The following is a 19,048-nucleotide window of genomic DNA, read 5'->3' on the forward strand; positions in this document are numbered from 1 at the left end:
TCACGTGGTCTCCCCCTGCCGCGAAAGGTGCCCGAACACCCGGGACACAGCGGCCACCAGGGGCTGTCCGGGCAGGTCCTCCAGCGGTACGGGACGGTCCTGGGCGTCGCTCACGGGCAGCCGCCAATTGGGGTACACCGCGGACGTGCCGGGAATGTTCTGGGACCGGCGGTCGCCGGTCGCGTCGGGCAGCCAGACACCGAGCAGCCGCGCCGGTGTCCGGCACAGGAAACGGTGCAGCGCGATCACCTCGCCCTCCGGGTCGGGCAGCAGGCCGAGCCGCTCCAGCTCCGCCAGCCAGCCGTCGCGCTCGGCTGTGGCCTGGGCCTTCTCCTCCGCCTCCGGGCGCGTGAGCAGGTCCAGGCGGGCGCGCAGTGCGACATGCTCACCGCTCAGCCAGGCCGCGGTCGGCGGCAGATCGTGCGTGGTCAGGGTGGCGAGGCAGGCACGCCGCCACCGCTCGGGCGGCAGCGGACCGTGCCGGCCCGCCGAGCCACCGAGGTACTCGAAGCGCTGCACGGACGTGCCGAGGACGCCCCGCGCGGCGAGGGAGTCGCGTACGCCGTCCTCGACCGTGCCGAGGTCCTCGCCGATCACGGCGGCCCCCGCACGGTGCGCCTCCAGCATCAGCACGCCCAGCATGGCCTCGCCGTCGTAGCGGACGTACGTGCCCTCGGACGGCGGCCGGCCCTCCGGCACCCACCACAGCCGGAACAGGCCCATCACGTGGTCGACGCGCAGTGCGCCCGCGTGCCGCAGCCCGGCCCGCAGCAGCGCGGCCAGCGGCCGGTACCCGGACGCGGCGAGCCCGTCCGGACGCCAGGGGGGCTGCCCCCAGTCCTGGCCGTGCGGATTGAAGTCGTCCGGGGGCGCGCCCACGCTCATGCCCGCGGCCAGACAGTCCTGGAGAGCCCAGGCGTCGGCGCCCTCCGGGGCCACCCCGACGGCCAGGTCGTGGATCAGACCGATCGCCATGCCGGCGCCGGTGGCCGCCCGCTGCGCCGCGGCCAGCTGTTCGTCGGTGAGCCAGGCCAGCCAGCGGTGGAAGTCCACCTCGGCGGCCAGTTCCTCCCGGGCGCGGGCCACGGCGGGCGACCGCGGGTCCCGCAGCCCGGCCGGCCAGGAACGCCATGCCCCGCCGTGCACGTCCGCCAGCGCGCACCAGGTGGCGAAGTCCGTCAGGTCCTCGCCCTCCCGCGCGGTGAACTCGGCGAACGCCGCGGCCCGTCCGGGGGAGAGCGGCACCTGGCGCACGGCCCGCAGCGCCTCGTGCTTGAGATGGCGTACCGTCTGCCGGTCGATGAGCACCTCGCCGCGCAGCACCCCCTCGTTGAGGGCCCGTGCCCGGGCGACGCACCGGTCGGCGGTGCGGCGCGGCTCGCCCGTGAGGTACGCGTACTCCGGGATCGCCTCCACCCTCAGGTGCATGGGGTCGGGGTACCGTCGGGAGCTCGGCCGGTACGGAGACGGGTCCGGCAGCGGGCCGGGTTCCATCGCGTGCAGCGGACCGAGCTGCACGAAGCCCGCCCCGAGCGCGCGACCCGACCAGGACGCCAGCTCCGCCAGGTCACCGAGGTCGCCCATGCCCCAGGAGCGGCGCGAGAGCACCGAGTACAGCTGGACGAGGAACCCCCAGTGCCGTCCCGCCGGCACGGGCAGCCGTTCCGGTACGACGAGGAGCGGCGCGGACCCGCTCCGCCCCGGCGCGCCGACGTGCAGGGTGTGCCGACCGACGGGCAGCGGGCCGGACAGGGCGGCGGCGCCCCCTCCTTCCAGCTCCACCTCGGCCGTGGCGTTCCCGGGCAGCCCGAGCGGGGGCACGACGCCGCCGCGCACGACGACGCACTCGGGCAGCAGCCGGTCCGCCGTGCGCTCGCGGTGGGCCGCGAGGGCGGCCCGGGCCGCCGCGCCGGTGGCCGCGTCGACACCGCACGCGGCGAGTACGGCCACGAGGGTGCCGGGGGACACCTCCACCCGCTGTCCCCGGTCGGTGGTGTAGGCGGTGGCTATGCGGTGGGCACGGGCCAACTCGCGCAGGGCGTCGGTCATGACGGCTCCTCGGAGGTGCCGAAGAGGCGTTCCAGGACGGCGGCGACGCCGTCCTCGTCGTTGCCGGGCGCGATCTCGTCGGCCATGGCCCGCAGCGCCGGGTGGGCGTTGGCGACGGCCACGCCGTGCCCGGCCCAGGCCAGCAGCGGTATGTCGTTGGGCATGTCACCGAACGCCACGGTTTCGGCCGCGTCGCAGCCGAGGAGCTTCGCGGCCCGTTCCACCCCGGCCGCCTTGGTGGTGCCCGCCGGCAGGACCTCCACCATGCCCCGCACCGAGTGCACCACGGTGACCCGGTCCCCGCACAGCGTCCGCGCCACGGACTCGACCTCGTCCTCCGGGACGCTCGTGTGGTGCAGGACGAGCTTGTCGATGGGGTCCGTCCACAGCAGGCCGCGGTCGGTCGTGACGTCCCAGCCGTGCCGGACGCGTTCGCCGAACCGGGGAGTGACCTTGAAGCGGCTCTCCGGCGGCGCCGTCACGACGCCCAGCTCCAGGGGGCCCAGCGCCCCCTCGACGCGTTCCACCACCTCCTGGGCGAGGCCGAGGTCGAGCGAGGCCGAGCTGAGCAGCCGGTCGGCTCCGGCGTCGTAGAGCTGAGCGCCCTGCCCGCACACGGCGAGCCCCTGGTAGCCGAGGGCGGCCAGGTACTGCTTGCAGGCCGCGGCGGGTCTTCCGGTGACCACGAGGTGCCGGGCCCCGGCCTCGGCCACCCGGGCGAGGGCGCGCAGGGTGCGGGCGGAGACGGTCTGGTCGTCACGCAGCAGGGTGCCGTCGAGGTCGGTCGCCACCAGCCGGAAGGCCGGCCGGTCCGCGAGCCCGTCGCAGGGCAGGGAATCCCAGGTGACCCGCCCGGAGTCCAGGGTCAGCATGACGAGCAGCCGGCGTCCGGCGGAGGAGCCGGGCAGCGCGCCCCGGAACACGCCGTCCCCGGCCGGGGCCAGCGCCCTCAGCACCATGCCGCTGTCCGCGGGCACGGCCTCGTCGGAGGCGACGGCCTCCGCGCGCGACTCCAAACCTGTGGCGGGTGTCACGGTGCCGGGGACCGCGAGCTCCACGTGCCGGGCGTGCGGGTGCCGGTACTCCAGTATCCGGCCGCCCGTGGCGTCCCGGAACACCCGGTACCGACCGCGCACCCGGGCCGCCCAGTCGTCCCGCCCGGCCGCGCGGGCGGTCTCGGCGCACCGGACGAAGTCGGCGCGGGCGTACGCGGCTTCGAAGAGCCGCTCGTACGCCTGCTGGTCCAGGGGAGCGCACCGTCCGTAGGCCGCCGTGTCGCCCAGGTCCGCGGCGGACCGCGCGATGAGTTCCCGGTGCCGGGACCACGCGTCGGCGGGCAGGGAATCGAACCAGCCCCACCGGACGGCGTCCTCGACGGGGAAGGGCCTGGGCCGGTCGCGCAGCAGGTCCGCGAAGGCATCGAGGCGCCGGTCCGCGCTGCGCGACCAGGTGAACCGGCGTGCCGTGGCACGGGCGTTGGCCGACAGCCGGGCGTAGTCGCCGGGGGCCGTGCGCCGCAGGGCCACGGCCTGGCGGATGCGCTCGGCGAGCGCCGCGGCCAGGGCCGGATCGTCGTCGCGGAACGAGCCGGGCAGCGACAGGCCGGTCGCCCGCGGGTCGTCCACCGGCAGCGCGTGCCCGAAGTGCGCGGTGACGCTCTGCGCGGTCGCGATCGGCACCGCGCCGCACGCCATCGCCTCGGCCTGGGCGATGAGGAAGCCGTCGAGCTCGAACTTGGAGGGGAACACACAGAAGTCGGCACACGCGGCCTGCTCGAACAAGGTGTCCTCGTCGGCCAGGCGCCAGTCCAGGTGCACGCGCCCCGGGAACCGGTCGGCGACGCTCTGGAAGTAGGCGTTGGCGGCCGGTGCCGTCCCCCCGCCGCCGTTGGTGGCGAAACGCAGCACGAACACGGCTTCCGTACCGCCCGCCAGGACCTCCTCGACGGCGCGGACCAGCTCCAACTGCCCCTTGTGGTGCACCGCGTAGCGGGCGGCGTGGTAGAAGACCGGCAGCGACGCGTCGAGACCCAGGCCCCGCAGGACAGCCTCACGGTCCACCGCGCGCGGATCCCTTGCCAGCCAGCTGTCGGAAATCCCGCAGCCCCCGGTGAAGAGCTTCGGCGCCCGCTCGCGCAGCATCCGGGACACCGGCAGGGCCCGGAACAGCGACTCGAACGGCGTGTCGCGGAAGGTGCTGTAGTGGTCGCGCTGGCCCGGCGAGACGAAGTCGACCAGATCGGCGTGGGCCAGGATCATCGGCAGGAACGCGATGTGGTCCGGGCCGGCCTCGACGTGCATCCGGGTGCCGGCCAGGACCCGCGCCATGGTCGCCTCCGGGCTGTCCTCGGCGGGCAGCGGCGCAGCGAACGCGTCCAGGTCCGCGTCGACGCCGAACACGCCCAGCAGCCGTTCCACCTGCGGCCGGTACACCGCTTGGGCGATGGGCGCGTTGGCGGCGACCGTGCTCACCGTCCGCAGGGCCGGATCGCCGGCGAACAGCGTCGGCAGCAGGTAGTGGTAGTACGGCTCGAAGCCGTGGACCACGGCCGCCTCGCCCTTCAGGTACCGCTGGATGAAGTGGGCGCCCGCGACCTGGAACACCAGCGGCTTGAAGTACGCGAGATCCCTGCCCTCGGTGCCGGGCGGCGGGTACAGCCGGTCGGGGAGCAGGTCCAGGCAGGCGTCGGAGAGGAAGTACACGTCCACGCCGTCCCTGCGCAGCCGGTGGGCCCGTGTGGTGAGGTCCAGGCCGATCTCCGCCGGGTGGTCCGGCCACACCTTGGGGTCCGGCACCAGCGGCACGCGGTGCTCGTGGACGTAGGGGAGTTCCTCGACCGGATGGTCACGCCGCAGCGTTTCCAGGAGCCCGTGGGCGGGGGTGACCAGCGAGACGCGGTGACCGCGTGCCGCGTACTCCCGGGAGAGGTTCCACACCAGCGGGGACAGCCCGCCGCGCATCAGACGGTTGTCGAACCCGCCGCACTCGAAGGCGAAGTGGATGACATGCATGGCCGCTCCCTCACCAGTGCGCCGCGGCGCGCGCGCCGGCCGCGCGCAGCCCCGGCAGGTCGATGAACTCGGTGTGGGTGCCGACGCTCCCGCACACGAAGGCGCCGGCCACCGAACCGCTCAGCACGCACTCCTGAAGCGGGCGGCCCTCGAACCAGGAGTGCAGGAACGCGGTGACGAAGGCGTCCCCGGCTCCGTTGCTGTCCACCACCGGACGCTCGGGCCGCACCGCGGGGAAGTGCCGGACCCTCGTGGCGCCGCGCTCCAGCACATGGCAGCCGTCGGCGCCGTCGGTCGCGACCACGAACCGGGCCCGGCCCTCGTCGACGACCGTCCGCAGCACGCTCTCCAACCGGTCGTGGATCGCCGCCGCGCTCAGGAAGACGTAGTCGGAGTTGAGGGCGTAGTGGCGGTGGTGCGGATTGTGCCCGTCCCAGTCGTGCAGGTCGGTGGAGCTGGTCACGCCGAGCCGGTGGACGTCCTCGTACATGTCCTGGTTGTGGCCGATGATCGACAGGTGGACGTGGGCCGTCCGCTCCAGGAAGGGCAGGTAGAAGTCGCGGGGCAGCCTGAGGTCGGCGGGGTGGCGGCCGTCGTAGAAGGAGAATCGGCGGCCGTGCGGGTCCACGAGGTTCGCCGAGCGCGGGGTCCCGTGCGGCGAGACCAGGTGGCTGAAGTCGAGGCCCTGCCGGGCGTAGTGCTCCAGCACCATGCGGCCCTGCGGGTCGTCGCCGAGGAAGTCGATGAACTTGGTGCGCAGTCCGAGCGCGTGCCAGCCCAGCGCGACGCCGTTGCCGGTGTGCCCGACGTAGTCCTTCAGCGGCTCCACGAAGACCGAGTCGCCCGGCGGTACGCGCAGCTCGTCCACGCGCACGATGGTGTCCACCCCGACCCCGCCGACCACCAGGACGTCGTAGTCGGCCGGACGCGGTGCGCGGGTGTGGTGTTCGGGCAGGGTCATGCGCTCACTCCTTCGGCAACGTGCTGAACGCGTCCGTCCTCCAGGACGACCGCACCGTCGATGTCGGCGCCGGGCGGTATCACCGCGCCGGGCAGCACCACGCTGCGGCGCACCCGGGCGCCCGCGCCGACCCGCACGCCGGGAAAGAGCACGCTGTCGTGCACCAGCCCGGCGTTGACGAGGTCCGACGGGACCACCGACGTACGTACTCCGGGTGCGTCGGCGACCCAGTGCCGCCCGACCTCCGGCCGCACCGTCCGCGGCATCCGCCCGACGGGCAAGGGCGCCCGGGGCCCGGCGGCCAGGGCCAGGTGGGCGCGGTGGTAGCGCTCGACGGTGCCGATGTCCTCCCAGTGGCCGTGCACCTCGTGACCGCGGATGTGCTCCCCGGCCGCGAGCATCGCGGGGATCACGTCCCGGCTGATGTCGTGCTGCCAGTCGGTGCCGTCCAGCTGGGTCAGATACCGGCGCAGCACGGCGGCGTCGAAGACGCAGAACGCGGCGAAGACCAGGTCGGAGGTGGGGTTCTCGGGTTTCTCCGTGAACTCCGTCAGCCGGCCGCCGCCGTCGAAGCGGACCATGCCGAACAGGTGCACCCAGCGCATGTCGATCCGCTGGTAGGCGACGGTGAGCGCCGCGCCCGAGGCCCGGTGCTCCGCGACCAGCGGACCGTAGTCGTAGCGGTAGACGTGATCGGCGTGCAGCACGAGGACGTCCCTCGTGCCCTCCGTGAAGACGTACTCCGCCTTGCGGATCAGCGCGTCGGCCGTGCCCCGCTCCGGCGGCCAGGTGCGCGGCGGCAGCGCGGCGGGCGGCTCCGGGCCCGCGTAGGCGGCGTCGTACGGGCCGAAGCGCACCCGGAAGCCGGGGCCGGTGTTCCACGTCCGGTGCAGGTCGTCCATCAGCTGCCGCTCCTCGTACTGGGAGAGCAGCAGCACCTCCGGAAGGCCCGAGGCGCGGGCGTTGGCCAGGCTGAAGTCGATGAGCCGGCAGGTGCCCCCGTAGGGGACCAGCGGCTTGAGCCGTCCCGTGCCGAGCGGGCCCATCCGCCGTCCCTCACCGCCCGCCAGCAGCACCGCGCGTACCGTGCTCAGCTCAGCCATGACGCACCTCGTCCCAGGTCACCCGGCCGCTGGACAGGGTGAGCAGCAGCCGGCCGGCGCCGCTCGGAGCCTCGCCCACGAACAGCCCCGGCGCCGCGCGTTCCAGGGTGCGCACCTGAGGCAGGGCGCGGTCCGGGCCCCGCCGGGGCTCGACGACTTCCACTCGTTCGGCGTGCGGGAGCCGGTACTCCAGCCGTCCGTCGCCGAGGAACCGGGAGCGGTCGCGCAACCGGGCGGTCTCCACCGCGGGCACCGCCTCGGGAAGCCGTTCCAGGACCCGCTCGCAGACCGCGAAGTCGGCCCGCTCCCAGGCGGCGCGGAACATGGCCAGCGCGGCGTCCGCGTCGAACGGGGCACGGCGTTCGTAGGCCGCGATGTCTCCGTGTGCGAGCGCGGCACCGGTGGTGACCGACGCGTCGGGGAGCAGGTCGAACCAGCCGTGCCGCAGCGCCAGTTCGGTGGACAGGACGGCGGGCCGGCCCTCCCACAGAGCGGTGAACGCCGTCAGGTGCAGATCGGCGCAGTGGTCCCAGGTGAAGACCCGGGCGACGGCCGCGGCCCGGTCGGACAGCTCACGGTAGCGGCCGCGATCGTCCGACCACAGGGCCGCCGCCTGCCGGATGCGCTGTGCGAGCGCGTCGGTGAGCAGGTCGTCGTCCTCCGCGAAGGAGCGGTTCACCGCGAAGCCCGTCGCGGTGTCCGGCCCGTCGGCGTGCCGGAAGTGCTCCATGCCGCGCTGGTCGGTGGCGATCGGCACCGCGCCCACGGCCATGGCCTCGCCCTGGGCGATCAGGAAGGTGTCCATCTCGAACTTGGAGGGGAACAGGGCGAAGTCGCCGGCGGCGGCGTACGAGAAGACCTGTGCCTCCTCGACGCGTTCCCACTCGAAGTGCAGCCGGCCCGGATGGCGGGCGGCCACCTCGTGGAAGAAGGGGTCGTCGATGCCGTTGCCGGAGATGCAGCGGATGACGAAGTTGGCCGCGAGGCCCTCGCTCAGCACCCGGTCCACGGCCCGCATCAGCTCCATCTGGCCCTTGTGGTGGACCGCGTAGCGGGCGTTGTGGAAGAACGTCGGCAGGGCGGGATCGAGGCCGAGGCCGCCGAGCACCTTCGCCCGGTCCACGTCGGCCGGGTCCCAGGCCAGCCACTGGTCGGAGATGGCGCAGCCGCCGACGAACATCTTGTGTGCGTTGCGCCGCACCACGTCGGCGATCGGCAGCCGCCGGAAGAGCGCCTCGAACGGGGTGTCCCGGAAGCCCGCGTAGAAGTCCAGCTGGCCGGGCGACAGGAAGTCGATCAGGTCGGCGTGCTCGGCGGTCAGCTCGTAGATCGCCACGTGGTCCGGCGGGTAGGTGTAGTGCAGGTGGGTGAGCTGCTGGTACTGCACCATTGCCGCGGGTGCGTCGGTCTCGGGCTCGGGACCCGGCAACTCCACCTCCACGCCCAGCAGTTCGAAGAGGCGCTCCACCTCCGGCCGGTACACCTTCTTGGCGATCGGCATGTTGCTCTGCACGTTGCTGACGACCAGCTTCGTCGGGTCGTCGCGCAGCGCGGCCGGCAGCAGGTAGTGGTAGTACGGCTCGTGCGCGTGGACGATGGCCTTCTCGCCGCCGAACCAGCCGCGCAGGAAGCGCACGCTGTCCGCCTGGAACACCAGGGGCTTGAAGAACACCAGGTCCCGGCCCTTGGCGGAGTACGGCGGGTAGAAGGTGTCGGGGAGCTGGTTCAGGTACTCGTTGGCCAGGAAGTACAGGTCCACGCCCGCCAGCCGGATGCGGTGGGCGGTGGTGCGCAGCGCCAGCTCGGCCTGTGCGGGAAAGCCCTGCCAGACCCGGGGGTCGAGGGCCACCGGCAGCGTGTAGGTGTTCTCGTAGGGCAGGTCCTCCACCTCGTAGCGCTGCCGCAGGTCGTCCAGCCGGCCGTGGGCGGGGGTGACGATGGAGACCCGGTGTCCCCGGGCGGCGAAGGTTTTGGACAGGTTCCACAGGTACACGGACGTGCCGCCCTGCAGGAAGGTGTGGTCGAATCCGCAGCACTCGAAGTACGTCTCGATGATGTGCATCCTGGGCGCGTTCACGACGGTCATGTCCTCGCGTGGGTCGTCGGGGCGGGGGCGGCCGGCGCGAGCGCGTGGCGCAGGTCGATCGCCGCGTGGTAGGGGCGGGCGTGGTCGTGGTTGTAGCCCAGCTCGTGCAGGAGCCGGCGCAGGTACAGCAGCCGCCGCAGCGGATCACCGGAGGCGGGGCCGAGCAACAGGCCCAGCACGCGCTCGCGCCAGAGGTCGGCGGTGCGGAAGACACCGGCCAGCACGGCCCGGTCCGCGGCCGGCAGGCCGGGCGCGCCGTCCAGGGAGCCGTACATGGTCTCGGTCGCGTCGACGCCGAGCCTGCGGGAGCTCTCGAAGGCGGCCTCGTCGGCGGCGAAGTACTCCAGCGCGCGCCGCACGGCGACGAGATCCTGTACGGGGGACTGGGCGGCGTACTCCGGGTCGTCCGGTGACAGGGCGGGCGTGGACAGGTCGATGACGCTCATGTGCCAGGTGCCGTCGCCCGTGTCGGAGCACAGCAGGTGCGACAGGTGCAGGTCGCCGTGGCAGGGGCCGGCCCCGGGCGCCGTCGTCCGGCCGACGAACGCGTCCTTCAGCCGGTCGAGTTCGGCGGTGAGGGCGTCGAAGGCGGCGTTCCGGGCGGCCTGGGGAAGGGGCGCGGCGCCCTCGGAGAGGGGCGTGTCGGCCCGGGCCAGCTCGGCCAGCCGTGCCGAGGACCGCGCCAGGGCCTCGGCCACCGGGTAGCCGGTGGCGGGGCCGCCCAGGCGCGCCGCCAGGTCCCGGTGGAACCCGCGCAGGAAACGCCCGGCGGAACGCAACTTCGGCTCCAGCGGCAGCAGATGGTCGCGTACAAGCCGGTCCGGCGCGGTGCCGGACGTGAGCCGGGGCCACAGGGAGCGCAGGTTCTCGCGCAGCGGCGCGTCGATCCCCCGGCCCGGAGCGCGGCGGTAGAGGACGCCCACGGGGTGCCGGGTCCCGCGCACGGGGTCCGTGTAGGTGTAGTCCCCGGCCCACTCGGGTGTGTACCCGGTGCCGCTCATGCGGCGGAGCAGTTCCGGTTCGTGGACCGCCTCGGCCGGCCGCCGGTAGGTCTTGTGGAGGTACGCGGACCCGGCCACCTCCACCAGGGACAGGGAGTTCGAGGACCAGCCCTGGTCGAAGGGCAGCCGGCGCGGCTCGCCGGCCGGGGCCGAGGGCGCCCGGCGGAACTCGACGTGCCCGCCGCGGGCGGTGCGCAGCCGGGCGCCGGTGAGCACACGGCGCACGGCCGCGAGTCCGTGCGGCCCGCCGTCGTCGGCCGCGGTCAGGGTGCCCGAGGGATCCCGGCGCGCGGTCAGGAAGATCCGCTCGCCCGAGGCGGGTCCGCCGACGGCGGCCACCACCAGCAGCAGCTCGCCGGGGCCCAGCTCGGCGTGGTCGACCGTTTCCCACCGGTGGGCGGCCCGCAGATCGCGCGGCAGCCAGGGCGCGGTACGCAGCAGGGGTTCGAGGTGCAGGGGCTCGAAATCGTCGTCGCGGAACACGTACGTGCTCAACTCCCGGTCATTTCATATGCGTTGATGCCGCGCCGCCAGACGGCCAGGGCGACGGTGACGGCTGCGGCGGTCATCAGCGGCAGCCAGACCACCCGTCCCGTGGCGCCGGTCAGCAGATAGCCACACGGCACGTACGAGGTGAAGGCGAAGGGGAGCACCCAGGTCAGCACCGCGCGCAGCGAGGGGTGGTAGATGTCCAGCGGATAGGCGGCGAACTCGGACACCTGGTTCGCCGCGTACATCGACGGCAGACTGGTCACGGTCCAGAAGGACAGCGAGGCGAACAGCAGCTTCACCGAGGTGTGGATCAGGGCGCCGCACAGCACGAGGAACGGGGCGGCGAGCCACTGCACCGGGGTGAGACGGAGCCCCAGCTCGCTGCCGGACCACCCCACCAGGACGGCGCCCACGGCGAGTTCGCCGAGACCGTCGGGGTGGAAGAAGCGCTCCGACAGCAGCGAGAACAGCGGGTTCACCGGGCGGATCAGATAGCGGTAGAACTCACCGCGCTGGACCAGCTTGCGGCCCAGTTCCCACAGCTGGTCCGTGAAGAGGTGGTCCAGGCCGCGCGGCAGCAGCGAGAAGCCGAGCAGGAACAGCACCTCGTGATAGGTCCAGCCGTCCACCGCGGGCACCTGCCGGAACACCAGGCCCACCACCGCCGTCTGCAGACCCACCCGGACCAGGAAGGCCCCCGCGCCCAGGGCGAAGTCCACGCGGTACATGCTCAGCCGGTGCAGCCCGACCCCGCCGAGGAAGAAGGCCAGCCGCACATGGCGCCACACCGTGCCGGTCATCCGCCGAGCACCTCCAGACGGCTCAGCGAGGCCCGCCACAGCACACCGGCCAGCAGCGTCAGACCGGCCACCCAGCCGATCTGCCGGGCCAGCACGTCGACCGCGCCGGCCACCCCGTCGTAGCGGCCGAGCAGCAGGGTGAGCGGTCCGTCGACCATGCCCCGGAAGGGCAGCGCGGACGCCAGTGCCGAAAGCGGCCCGGGCATCAGCGACAGGGGCACCAGCTGTCCGGCGAAGAAGGCGACCACGCTCTGCTTCACCATGCGCACCCCCCAGGTGTTCGTGGTGACGAAGCCGGCCATCCCGGTCAGCAGGTTCACGAGGAAGGCGAGCAGCACCGACAGCGCGGTGGACACCGCGAACAGCACGCCGTCCACGGGTCTTGGCGTGGTGAGCGGCACGAGCAGCGCGAACAGCACGAGCACGGGGACGCCGACCAGGACGGCATTGGCCGCGACCACCGGCAGACAGCCGAAGAACCGCATCACCGGGTAGCTGACGGGCCGCACCAGCATGACGGCGACGTCACCGCGGTAGACCTCGGCGGCGACCTCGTCGTCCACCCGGTTGGCGTGCAGGATCTGCAGCACCTGCGCCACGAGCAGATAGGTGGTGATGCTCTCGGAGGTGAAGCCGCCCGGGCCGCCGCCGGGCGGGGCGTCCGCGTACACCGCCCGCCACAGGAAGACGGTGATCGCCGCGCCGGCGGCGGCCGTGATCCCGGTGGTGACGAACGTCGAACGGTACTGGAGCAGGGACTGCAGACCCCCGGTGGCGAACGGCAGATAGCGCCGGGCGCGTGCGGCCAGGGGAAGCGGCGTGGGGCGCTCCCGTACCCGGCGGAGCGCGCCGTCGGCCTGCGGGCCGTTCATGCCGCACCCTCCTGCCGGCCGCCCGGGACCTTGGCGGACGGGGCCTCACGGTGCCCGCCGTAGATCCTCCGCAGGACGTCCTCCAGATCGGGTTCGGGCGCGTAGCAGTCGGCCAGGTCGAAGTGTTCGAGCAGGAAGCCGAGCACCTGCCGGGAGGTGAACCGGTCCGCCGGGTAGTCGACCCTGATCCGGCCGTCCTCGGCGGACGAGGCGGTCACTCCGGGCAGTCCCCGCTCTATCTCCGCGCGGACGGGCCCGGGGTCCGGCCGGCCCCGGTGGTCGAAGACGACCGAGCGCCGGTCGGCGGTGCGCAGCAGGTCCCGGATGCTGCCCTGGTGGACGACGCGCCCCCGGTCCACGACCAGCGCGCTGTCGCAGATGGCGGCGATGTCCGCGATGTCGTGGCTGGTGAGCACGACGGTCGTGCCCAGCTCCGCGTGGACGTGGTTGACCAGCTGCCGTACCGCGTCCTTGAGCACCATGTCGAGGCCGATGGTCGGCTCGTCCCAGAAGACCACCGCCGGATCGTGCAGCAGGCTCGCCGCGATCTCGGCCCGCATCCGCTGCCCCAGGCTCAGCTGGCGCACGGGCGTGCTACCGAGGGCGTCGATGTCCAGCAGCTCCCGGTACAGGGCGAGATTGCGCCGGTACACGACGTCCGGGATGTCGTAGACCCGGCGCAGGATGCGGAACGAGTCCGGCACGGACAGGTCCCACCAGAGCTGACTGCGCTGCCCGAAGACCACCCCGATGCCGCGGGCGTTGGCCTGCCGGTGCCGGTAGGGCTCGATGCCGCGGACCAGACAGCGCCCGCTGGTCGGCGTCATGATGCCGGTGAGCATCTTGATGGTGGTCGACTTGCCCGCCCCGTTGGCGCCGATGTACGCCGTCTTCGCGCCGGCCGGGATCGTGAAGGACACGCCGTCGACCGCGCGGACGACGCGGTGCTCCCGGGTGAAAAGGGTGGCCAGACTGCCGGCCAGACCCGGCTTGCGCTCGGTGAGCCGGAACTCCTTGACTAGGTTCTCCGCGACGATCACGACAGCACCCGTTCCAGGGCCTGTTCGAGCAGTCCGACGCCCTCGTCCAGGAGCGGCTCGTCGATGGTGAAGGGCGGCGCCAGCCGCAGGATGTGCCCGCCCAGGGCGACTCGCAGGCCCAGGTCGAGGGCGGTGCTGTACACGGCTCGTGCCAGGTGCGGCGCGGGTGTGCGGCTCGCCCGGTCGGTGACGAACTCCAGCCCGTACAGCAGCCCCAGGCCGCGTACGTCGCCCAGGTTCTCGAAGCGGGCCGGAAGGGCGTGCAGCCGCTCGTGCAGCAGCTCGCCCAGGACCCGGACGCGCTCGATCAGGCGGTCGCGTTCGATGACCTCGAGCGTGGCCCGGGCCGCCGCGATGCCGAGCGGGTTGCCCGCGTACGTCGACGCGTAGGCGCCGGCCCCGGACGCCGCCGGATGGTGCATCAGGTCGGCCCGCCCCGCCAGCACGGCGAACGGGAAACCGCTGGCCAGCCCTTTGGACAGGGCCACCAGATCGGGCTCGACACCGAACTGCTCGCTCGCCAGGAACGTGCCCGTCCGGCCGCCGCCGGTGAGTACCTCGTCGGCCACCAGCAGGACTCCGTTGGACCGGCAGGCCTCGGTGATCTGCTCCCAGTAACCCGGGGGCGGCACGACGACGCCGGCGGCTCCGAGGACCGGTTCGAAGACCAGCGCCGAGACGTTCGGCTTGTCGGCGATGTGCTTGCGTACGAGGGAGGCGCACCGCAACCCGCAGGAGGGGTACGTGAGTTCCAGCGGGCAGCGGTAGCAGTAGGCCGAGTAGCCGAGGATCGAGTTGCCGGCGAAGGACTGGTGGCCCACGTCCCAGTGCACGAGCATCCGCGCGCCCGTGGTCTTGCCGTGGAAACCCCCGCGCAGCGCGCCGATCCGGTTGCGGCCCGGTGCGGCGGTGGCCTGCACCACGCGCAGCGCGGCCTCCACGACCTCGGCGCCGGTGGAGAACAGCGCGTAGGTGTCCAGCCGTTCCGGCAGCAGCCCGGCCAGCAGCTCCAGCAGGGCGGCCCGGTCGGGGGTGGCCGAGTCGTGCACGTTCCACAGGCGCCGGGCCTGCTCGGTGAGGGCCGCCACGACCTCCGGATGACCGTGTCCCAGGGACTGGGTGAGGGTGCCCGCCGCGAAGTCCAGGTACTGGTTGCCGTCGAGGTCCGTGAGGACCGGACCGCGCCCCTCGGCGAAGACCCGGCGCCCGACGGCCGCCTCCTCGGAGGCGCCCGGAGCCAGGTGCCGCGCCTCCCGCTCCAGCCGTTCCCGCTGCTGCCGAGCCGTCATGCGCCGCCCACCCTTCCGTGTGAACTGCTGAGCCGGGCAACGCCGTTGGGCGGTGCCGGAAGCGAGTCAAACACCAACGCGGCGCCGGGTGCAAGAACTTGCTGAAAGTTGCTGAACGGCCTTGCGTGCCCTGTGCGGCTTCTGCTTGAGTCGAGAACAGACCCACCGGTGACACCGCGACTCTCGCTCAAGGAGACATCCGTGAGACCACAGATCCAGTCCCCGCCGCGACACCGGTGCCCGGCATGAAAGCCCTGGTCCTGGCGGGCGGCACCGGAAGCCGGCTGCGGCCGTTCACCCACACGAGCGCCAAGCAGCTCCTCCCCATCGCCAACAGACCGGTCGTGCACTACGCCTTGCAGGCGATAGCCGACGCCGGCATCGAGGAGGTGGGCGTGGTGGTCGGCCACCACGGGGACGACATCCGCCGCGCGGTCGGCGACGGCTCGGCCTTCGGGCTGAGCATCGTCTACCTGAACCAGCCCCGGCCCCTGGGGCTGGCCCACGCGGTGGCGGTCGCCCGGCCCTTCCTCGCGGACGACGACTTCCTGCTGTACCTCGGGGACAACCACCTGGAGGACGGCGTGACGGGATTCGTCCGGCGCGCCGCCGCCCGGCGGGACGCCGCCCGGCTGCTGCTCACCCCCGTGCCCGACCCCACCGCCTTCGGCGTCGCGGAAGTCGACGCCGACGGGGTGGTGCGCCGACTGGAGGAGAAGCCGGAGCGGCCCCGCAGCGACCTCGCCCTGGTCGGGGTCTACGCCTTCACCCCCGCCGTGCACGAGGCGGTGCGCGCCATCCGTCCCTCCGGGCGCGGCGAGCTGGAGATCACCCACGCGGTGCAGTGGATGATCGACCGCGGACTGCCGGTACGCGCCGAGACCACCACCCGCCCGTGGCGCGACACCGGCAGCGTCGAGGACCTGCTGGAGGCGAACCGGCACGTCCTGGACCGGATGGAGGGCCGCGTGGACGGCAAGGTCGATCCGCACAGCGTCCTGGTGGGCCGGGTCCGCATCGCGGACGGGGCCGTGGTGCGCGGATCACGGATCGTCGGGCCCGTCGTCGTCGGCGCGGGCGCCGTCATCAACAACTCCAGTGTCGGCCCGTACACCGCCATCGCCGAGGACTGCCGGATCGAGGACAGCGCGATCGAGTTCTCGGTGCTCCTCCAGGGCGCGTGCGTGGAAGGGGCCGCACGGATCGAGCGGTCGCTCATCGGCCGGGAGGCCGTGGTGAGCGCCGCGCCCCGCCCGCCCCAGGCCCACCGTCTCGTCCTCGGCGACCACAGCAAGGTGCAGCTCACCTCATGACCTCACGCATCCTCGTCACCGGCGGAGCCGGCTTCATCGGATCGGCCTACGTCCGCGCGCTGCTCGGCCCCGCCGGGCCGCCCGGCGTCTCGGTCACGGTCCTGGACAAACTCACCTACGCGGGCAGCCTCGCCCGCCTCGACGCGGTGCGCGGCCACCCCGGTCTGACCTTCGTGCACGGCGACGTCTGCGACACCGCGACGGTACGGCGGCTGGCGGCCGGGCACGACGAGATCGTCCACTTCGCGGCGGAGTCGCACGTCGACCGCTCCATCGAGGACGGCACCGGCTTCACCCACACCAACGTGACGGGCACCCAGACCCTGCTGGACGCCGCGCTGCGGCACGGGGTGCGGACCTTCGTCCAGATCTCCACCGACGAGGTCTACGGCTCGATACCCGAGGGCGCCGCACGGGAGGAGGACCCGCTCAGGCCCAGTTCGCCGTACGCGGCGTCGAAGGCCGCGGCCGACCTCGTCGCGCTGGCCCACCACCACACCCACGGCCTCGATGTCCGGGTGACCCGCTGCTCCAACAACTTCGGCCCCTACCAGCATCCGGAGAAGGTCGTTCCGCGCTTCGTCACCACCCTGCTGACCGGCGGTGACCTGCCGGTGTACGGCGACGGGCGGCAGGTGCGCGACTGGCTGCACGTGGACGACCACGTGCGGGCGGTGGAGCTGGTGCGCACCGCGGGCCGGCCGGGGCGGACGTACAACATCGGGGGCGGCACCTCGCTGACCAACCTGGACCTCGCGCACCGCCTGCTCCGGTGGTGCGGAGCAGGCCCGGAGCGCATCACGCACGTCGAGGACCGCAAGGGCCACGACCGGCGGTACGCGGTGGACCACGGCAGGATCACCGCGGAGCTGGGATACCGGCCACGGGTCGGCTTCGAGGCGGCGCTGGCCGCCACGGCGGACTGGTACCGGACCCATCGGGCCTGGTGGGAGCCCATGCTGGAGTCCGTGTGACTGTGACTCCGGCCCGCACGGCCGGGCGCGTCGGGGACACAACGGATGCGAACCCCGCGGCCGGGGACCGGAGTTCGTCGAACGTAACACCCTGGAAACCTTTGCGAAAGGCTTTGCGCGCGACTCCTTCAACTATTGCCTGCTCAACCGGCAGTTCTGCGCAAGGGGTTGACCTGCGGTAAGCGGCGCCGTACGGTCTCGACCGCAATTTCTTGCTGCAAGAACCAGTGAACGGCCTTACCTGGCATGGCGCGTTGTCACCCAAGGCTGACTCCGGTACCACCCCACATCCCCACTGGAGCAACCATGGCCAGAAAGACCGTGGCCGCTGCACTCGCCGCCCTGGCGGGAGCCGCTGTGGCCATCGCGGGACCGACGCCGGCGCAGGCGAGCGCGCCCGGCGGCAAGGACGTCACCGCGGTGATGTTCGAATGGAACTTCAAGTCCGTCGCCAAGGTGTGCACGGACCAGCTGGGCCCCGCCGGGTACGGCTACGTCCAGGTCTCCCCACCGAACGAACACATCCAGGGCCCGGCCTGGTGGACGGCCTACCAGCCCGTCAGCTACAAGATCGGCACGAAGCTGGGCAACCGCTCGGACTTCAAGAACATGGTGGACACCTGCCACACGGCAGGCGTCAAGGTGGTCGCCGACACCGTGATCAACCACATGGCGAACGCCTCCGGCACCGGCACCGCCGGGTCGACCTTCAGCAAGTACGACTACCCCGGCACGTACTCCGCCACCGACATGGACGACTGCACCACCAGCATCAGCAACTACGGCGACCGCTGGAACGTCCAGCACTGCGAGATGGGCGGCCTGCCCGACCTCGACACCGGCGAGGAGTACGTCCGCAAGACCATCGCGGGCTACCTGAACGACCTGCTGTCCCTCGGCGTCGACGGCTTCCGCGTCGACGCCGCCAAGCACATCCCCGAGGACGACCTCGCCAACATCAAGTCCCGCCTGACCAACCCCGGCGTGTACTGGAACCAGGAGACGATCGGGGCCCCCGGCGAGGCGGTCCAGCCGCCCGAGTTCTACAACACGGGCGACGTCCAGGAGTTCCGCTACGCCTACGACCTCAAGCGGGTCTTCAACAACGAGAAGCTCGCCGAACTGAAGAACTTCGGCGAGGCGTGGGGCTACGCCTCCAGCGGCAAGGCGTCCGTCTTCGTCACCAACCACGACACCGAGCGCAACGGAGGCAGCCTCACCTACAAGGACGGCGCCAACTACACCCTCGCGCACGTCTTCATGCTGGCCTGGCCGTACGGCTCACCCGCTGTGCACTCCGGCTACGAGTTCAGCGACAAGGACGCCGGCGGACCGAACAGCGGCCAGGTCAACGCCTGCTACACCGACGGCTGGAAGTGCCAGCACGCCTGGCGCGAGATAGCGAGCATGGTCAAGTTCCGCAACACGGCAGCCGGTACCGCCGTGACCAATTGGTGGGACAACGGCAACAACCAGATCGCCTTCGGCCGCGGTGACAAGGCGTACGTCGCCATCAACCACGAGGGTTCCCCCCTCACCCGCACCTTCCAGACCTCGCTGCCCGCCGGGAACTACTGCGACGTGCAGAGCGGCAAGGGGGTGACCGTCGACTCGTCCGGCCGGTTCACGGCCACCCTGGGCGCCGGCTCCGCCCTCGCCCTGCACATCGGGGCGAAGAACTGCGACACCACCGTCGACCCCGACCCCGATCCCGCCACCGGAGCCTCGTTCAACGTCAACGCCTCCACCCAGTGGGGCCAGAACGTCTACGTCGTCGGCAGCACCTCCGCCCTCGGCAACTGGAACACCGCCAACGCCCTCAAGCTGGACCCGGCGAGCTACCCCGTGTGGAAGCTCGACCAGTCCCTGCCCGCGGGCACCGCATTCGAGTACAAGTACCTCCGCAAGGACGCGAGCGGCAACGTCGCCTGGGAGAGCGGCTCCAACCGTACGGCCACCGTGCCGGCCGGCGGAGTGGTCACGCTGAACGACACCTGGCGCGGCTGACCGACCCACCCGGGGACGAACTCCGTACACCGGCGACGACCGCCCGGCCC

At 72.6% G+C, this 19,048-nt stretch carries 13 protein-coding genes; 3 read left to right on the forward strand and 10 right to left on the reverse strand.

The features are described 5' to 3' along the window. From malQ to HB370_RS39405, 10 genes are read right to left on the reverse strand one after another with little or no spacing between them, the layout of a single operon-like run. Complete coding sequence (malQ, locus tag HB370_RS39360; RefSeq protein WP_030794171.1) at nt 1-2,049, reverse strand: 4-alpha-glucanotransferase; 2,049 nt, start codon at nt 2,047-2,049, stop codon at nt 1-3. Beyond that, nucleotides 2,046-5,060, reverse strand: a complete 3,015-nt coding sequence (locus HB370_RS42780) for a Cof-type HAD-IIB family hydrolase (RefSeq protein ID WP_078637837.1) — start codon at nt 5,058-5,060, stop codon at nt 2,046-2,048. Before HB370_RS42780 ends, malQ begins: the two co-directional genes overlap by 4 nt. A 10-nt stretch (nt 5,061-5,070) precedes the next feature. Further along, a complete protein-coding gene (locus HB370_RS39370; protein ID WP_051816252.1) occupies nt 5,071-6,021 on the reverse strand; it encodes a carbohydrate kinase family protein in 951 nt (316 codons plus the stop codon). After that, nucleotides 6,018-7,124: a sugar phosphate nucleotidyltransferase gene (locus HB370_RS39375; RefSeq protein WP_030794166.1), complete on the reverse strand. Its 1,107-nt coding sequence runs from the start codon at nt 7,122-7,124 to the stop codon at nt 6,018-6,020. Before HB370_RS39375 ends, HB370_RS39370 begins: the two co-directional genes overlap by 4 nt. Continuing rightward, nucleotides 7,117-9,201, reverse strand: coding sequence for a glycogen/starch synthase (locus HB370_RS39380; RefSeq protein WP_244405871.1), 2,085 nt, complete (start codon nt 9,199-9,201; stop codon nt 7,117-7,119). Before HB370_RS39380 ends, HB370_RS39375 begins: the two co-directional genes overlap by 8 nt. Nucleotides 9,202-9,206: 5 nt before the next feature. Further along, on the reverse strand, nt 9,207-10,706 hold the full coding sequence (locus HB370_RS39385) for a hypothetical protein (protein WP_030794162.1): 1,500 nt from the start codon (nt 10,704-10,706) through the stop codon (nt 9,207-9,209). Then, nucleotides 10,703-11,503, reverse strand: coding sequence for an ABC-2 family transporter protein (locus HB370_RS39390; RefSeq protein WP_051816251.1), 801 nt, complete (start codon nt 11,501-11,503; stop codon nt 10,703-10,705). The genes HB370_RS39385 and HB370_RS39390 overlap by 4 nt, the downstream gene beginning before the upstream one ends. Next, nucleotides 11,500-12,375, reverse strand: a complete 876-nt coding sequence (locus HB370_RS39395; protein WP_078637836.1) for an ABC-2 family transporter protein — start codon at nt 12,373-12,375, stop codon at nt 11,500-11,502. The genes HB370_RS39390 and HB370_RS39395 overlap by 4 nt, the downstream gene beginning before the upstream one ends. After that, nucleotides 12,372-13,415, reverse strand: coding sequence for an ATP-binding cassette domain-containing protein (locus tag HB370_RS39400; protein ID WP_037703341.1), 1,044 nt, complete (start codon nt 13,413-13,415; stop codon nt 12,372-12,374). The genes HB370_RS39395 and HB370_RS39400 overlap by 4 nt, the downstream gene beginning before the upstream one ends. Continuing rightward, nucleotides 13,412-14,704 carry an aminotransferase class III-fold pyridoxal phosphate-dependent enzyme gene (locus HB370_RS39405; protein WP_030794156.1) on the reverse strand — a complete coding sequence of 431 codons (1,293 nt, stop codon included), beginning with the start codon at nt 14,702-14,704 and terminating at the stop codon, nt 13,412-13,414. The genes HB370_RS39400 and HB370_RS39405 overlap by 4 nt, the downstream gene beginning before the upstream one ends. A gap of 245 nt (nt 14,705-14,949) precedes the next feature. Between HB370_RS39405 and HB370_RS39410 the strand changes: the two genes are divergently transcribed. The 3 genes from HB370_RS39410 (at nt 14,950) to HB370_RS39420 (ending at nt 18,998) form a co-directional block, all read left to right on the forward strand. After that, nucleotides 14,950-16,017, forward strand: coding sequence for a glucose-1-phosphate thymidylyltransferase (locus HB370_RS39410; protein WP_030794153.1), 1,068 nt, complete (start codon nt 14,950-14,952; stop codon nt 16,015-16,017). Further along, complete coding sequence (rfbB, locus tag HB370_RS39415; RefSeq protein ID WP_030794151.1) at nt 16,014-16,991, forward strand: dTDP-glucose 4,6-dehydratase; 978 nt, start codon at nt 16,014-16,016, stop codon at nt 16,989-16,991. The genes HB370_RS39410 and rfbB overlap by 4 nt, the downstream gene beginning before the upstream one ends. 306 nt (nt 16,992-17,297) lie before the next feature. Continuing rightward, the gene (locus HB370_RS39420; protein ID WP_030794149.1) at nt 17,298-18,998 is read left to right on the forward strand and encodes a carbohydrate-binding module family 20 domain-containing protein; all 1,701 of its coding nucleotides are present in this window, start codon (nt 17,298-17,300) and stop codon (nt 18,996-18,998) included. The last annotated feature ends 50 nt before the right edge of the window (nt 18,999-19,048 follow it).

Source organism: Streptomyces sp. DSM 40868 (assembly GCF_011820545.1).
Classification (GTDB): Bacteria; Actinomycetota; Actinomycetes; order Streptomycetales; family Streptomycetaceae; genus Streptomyces; species Streptomyces eurythermus.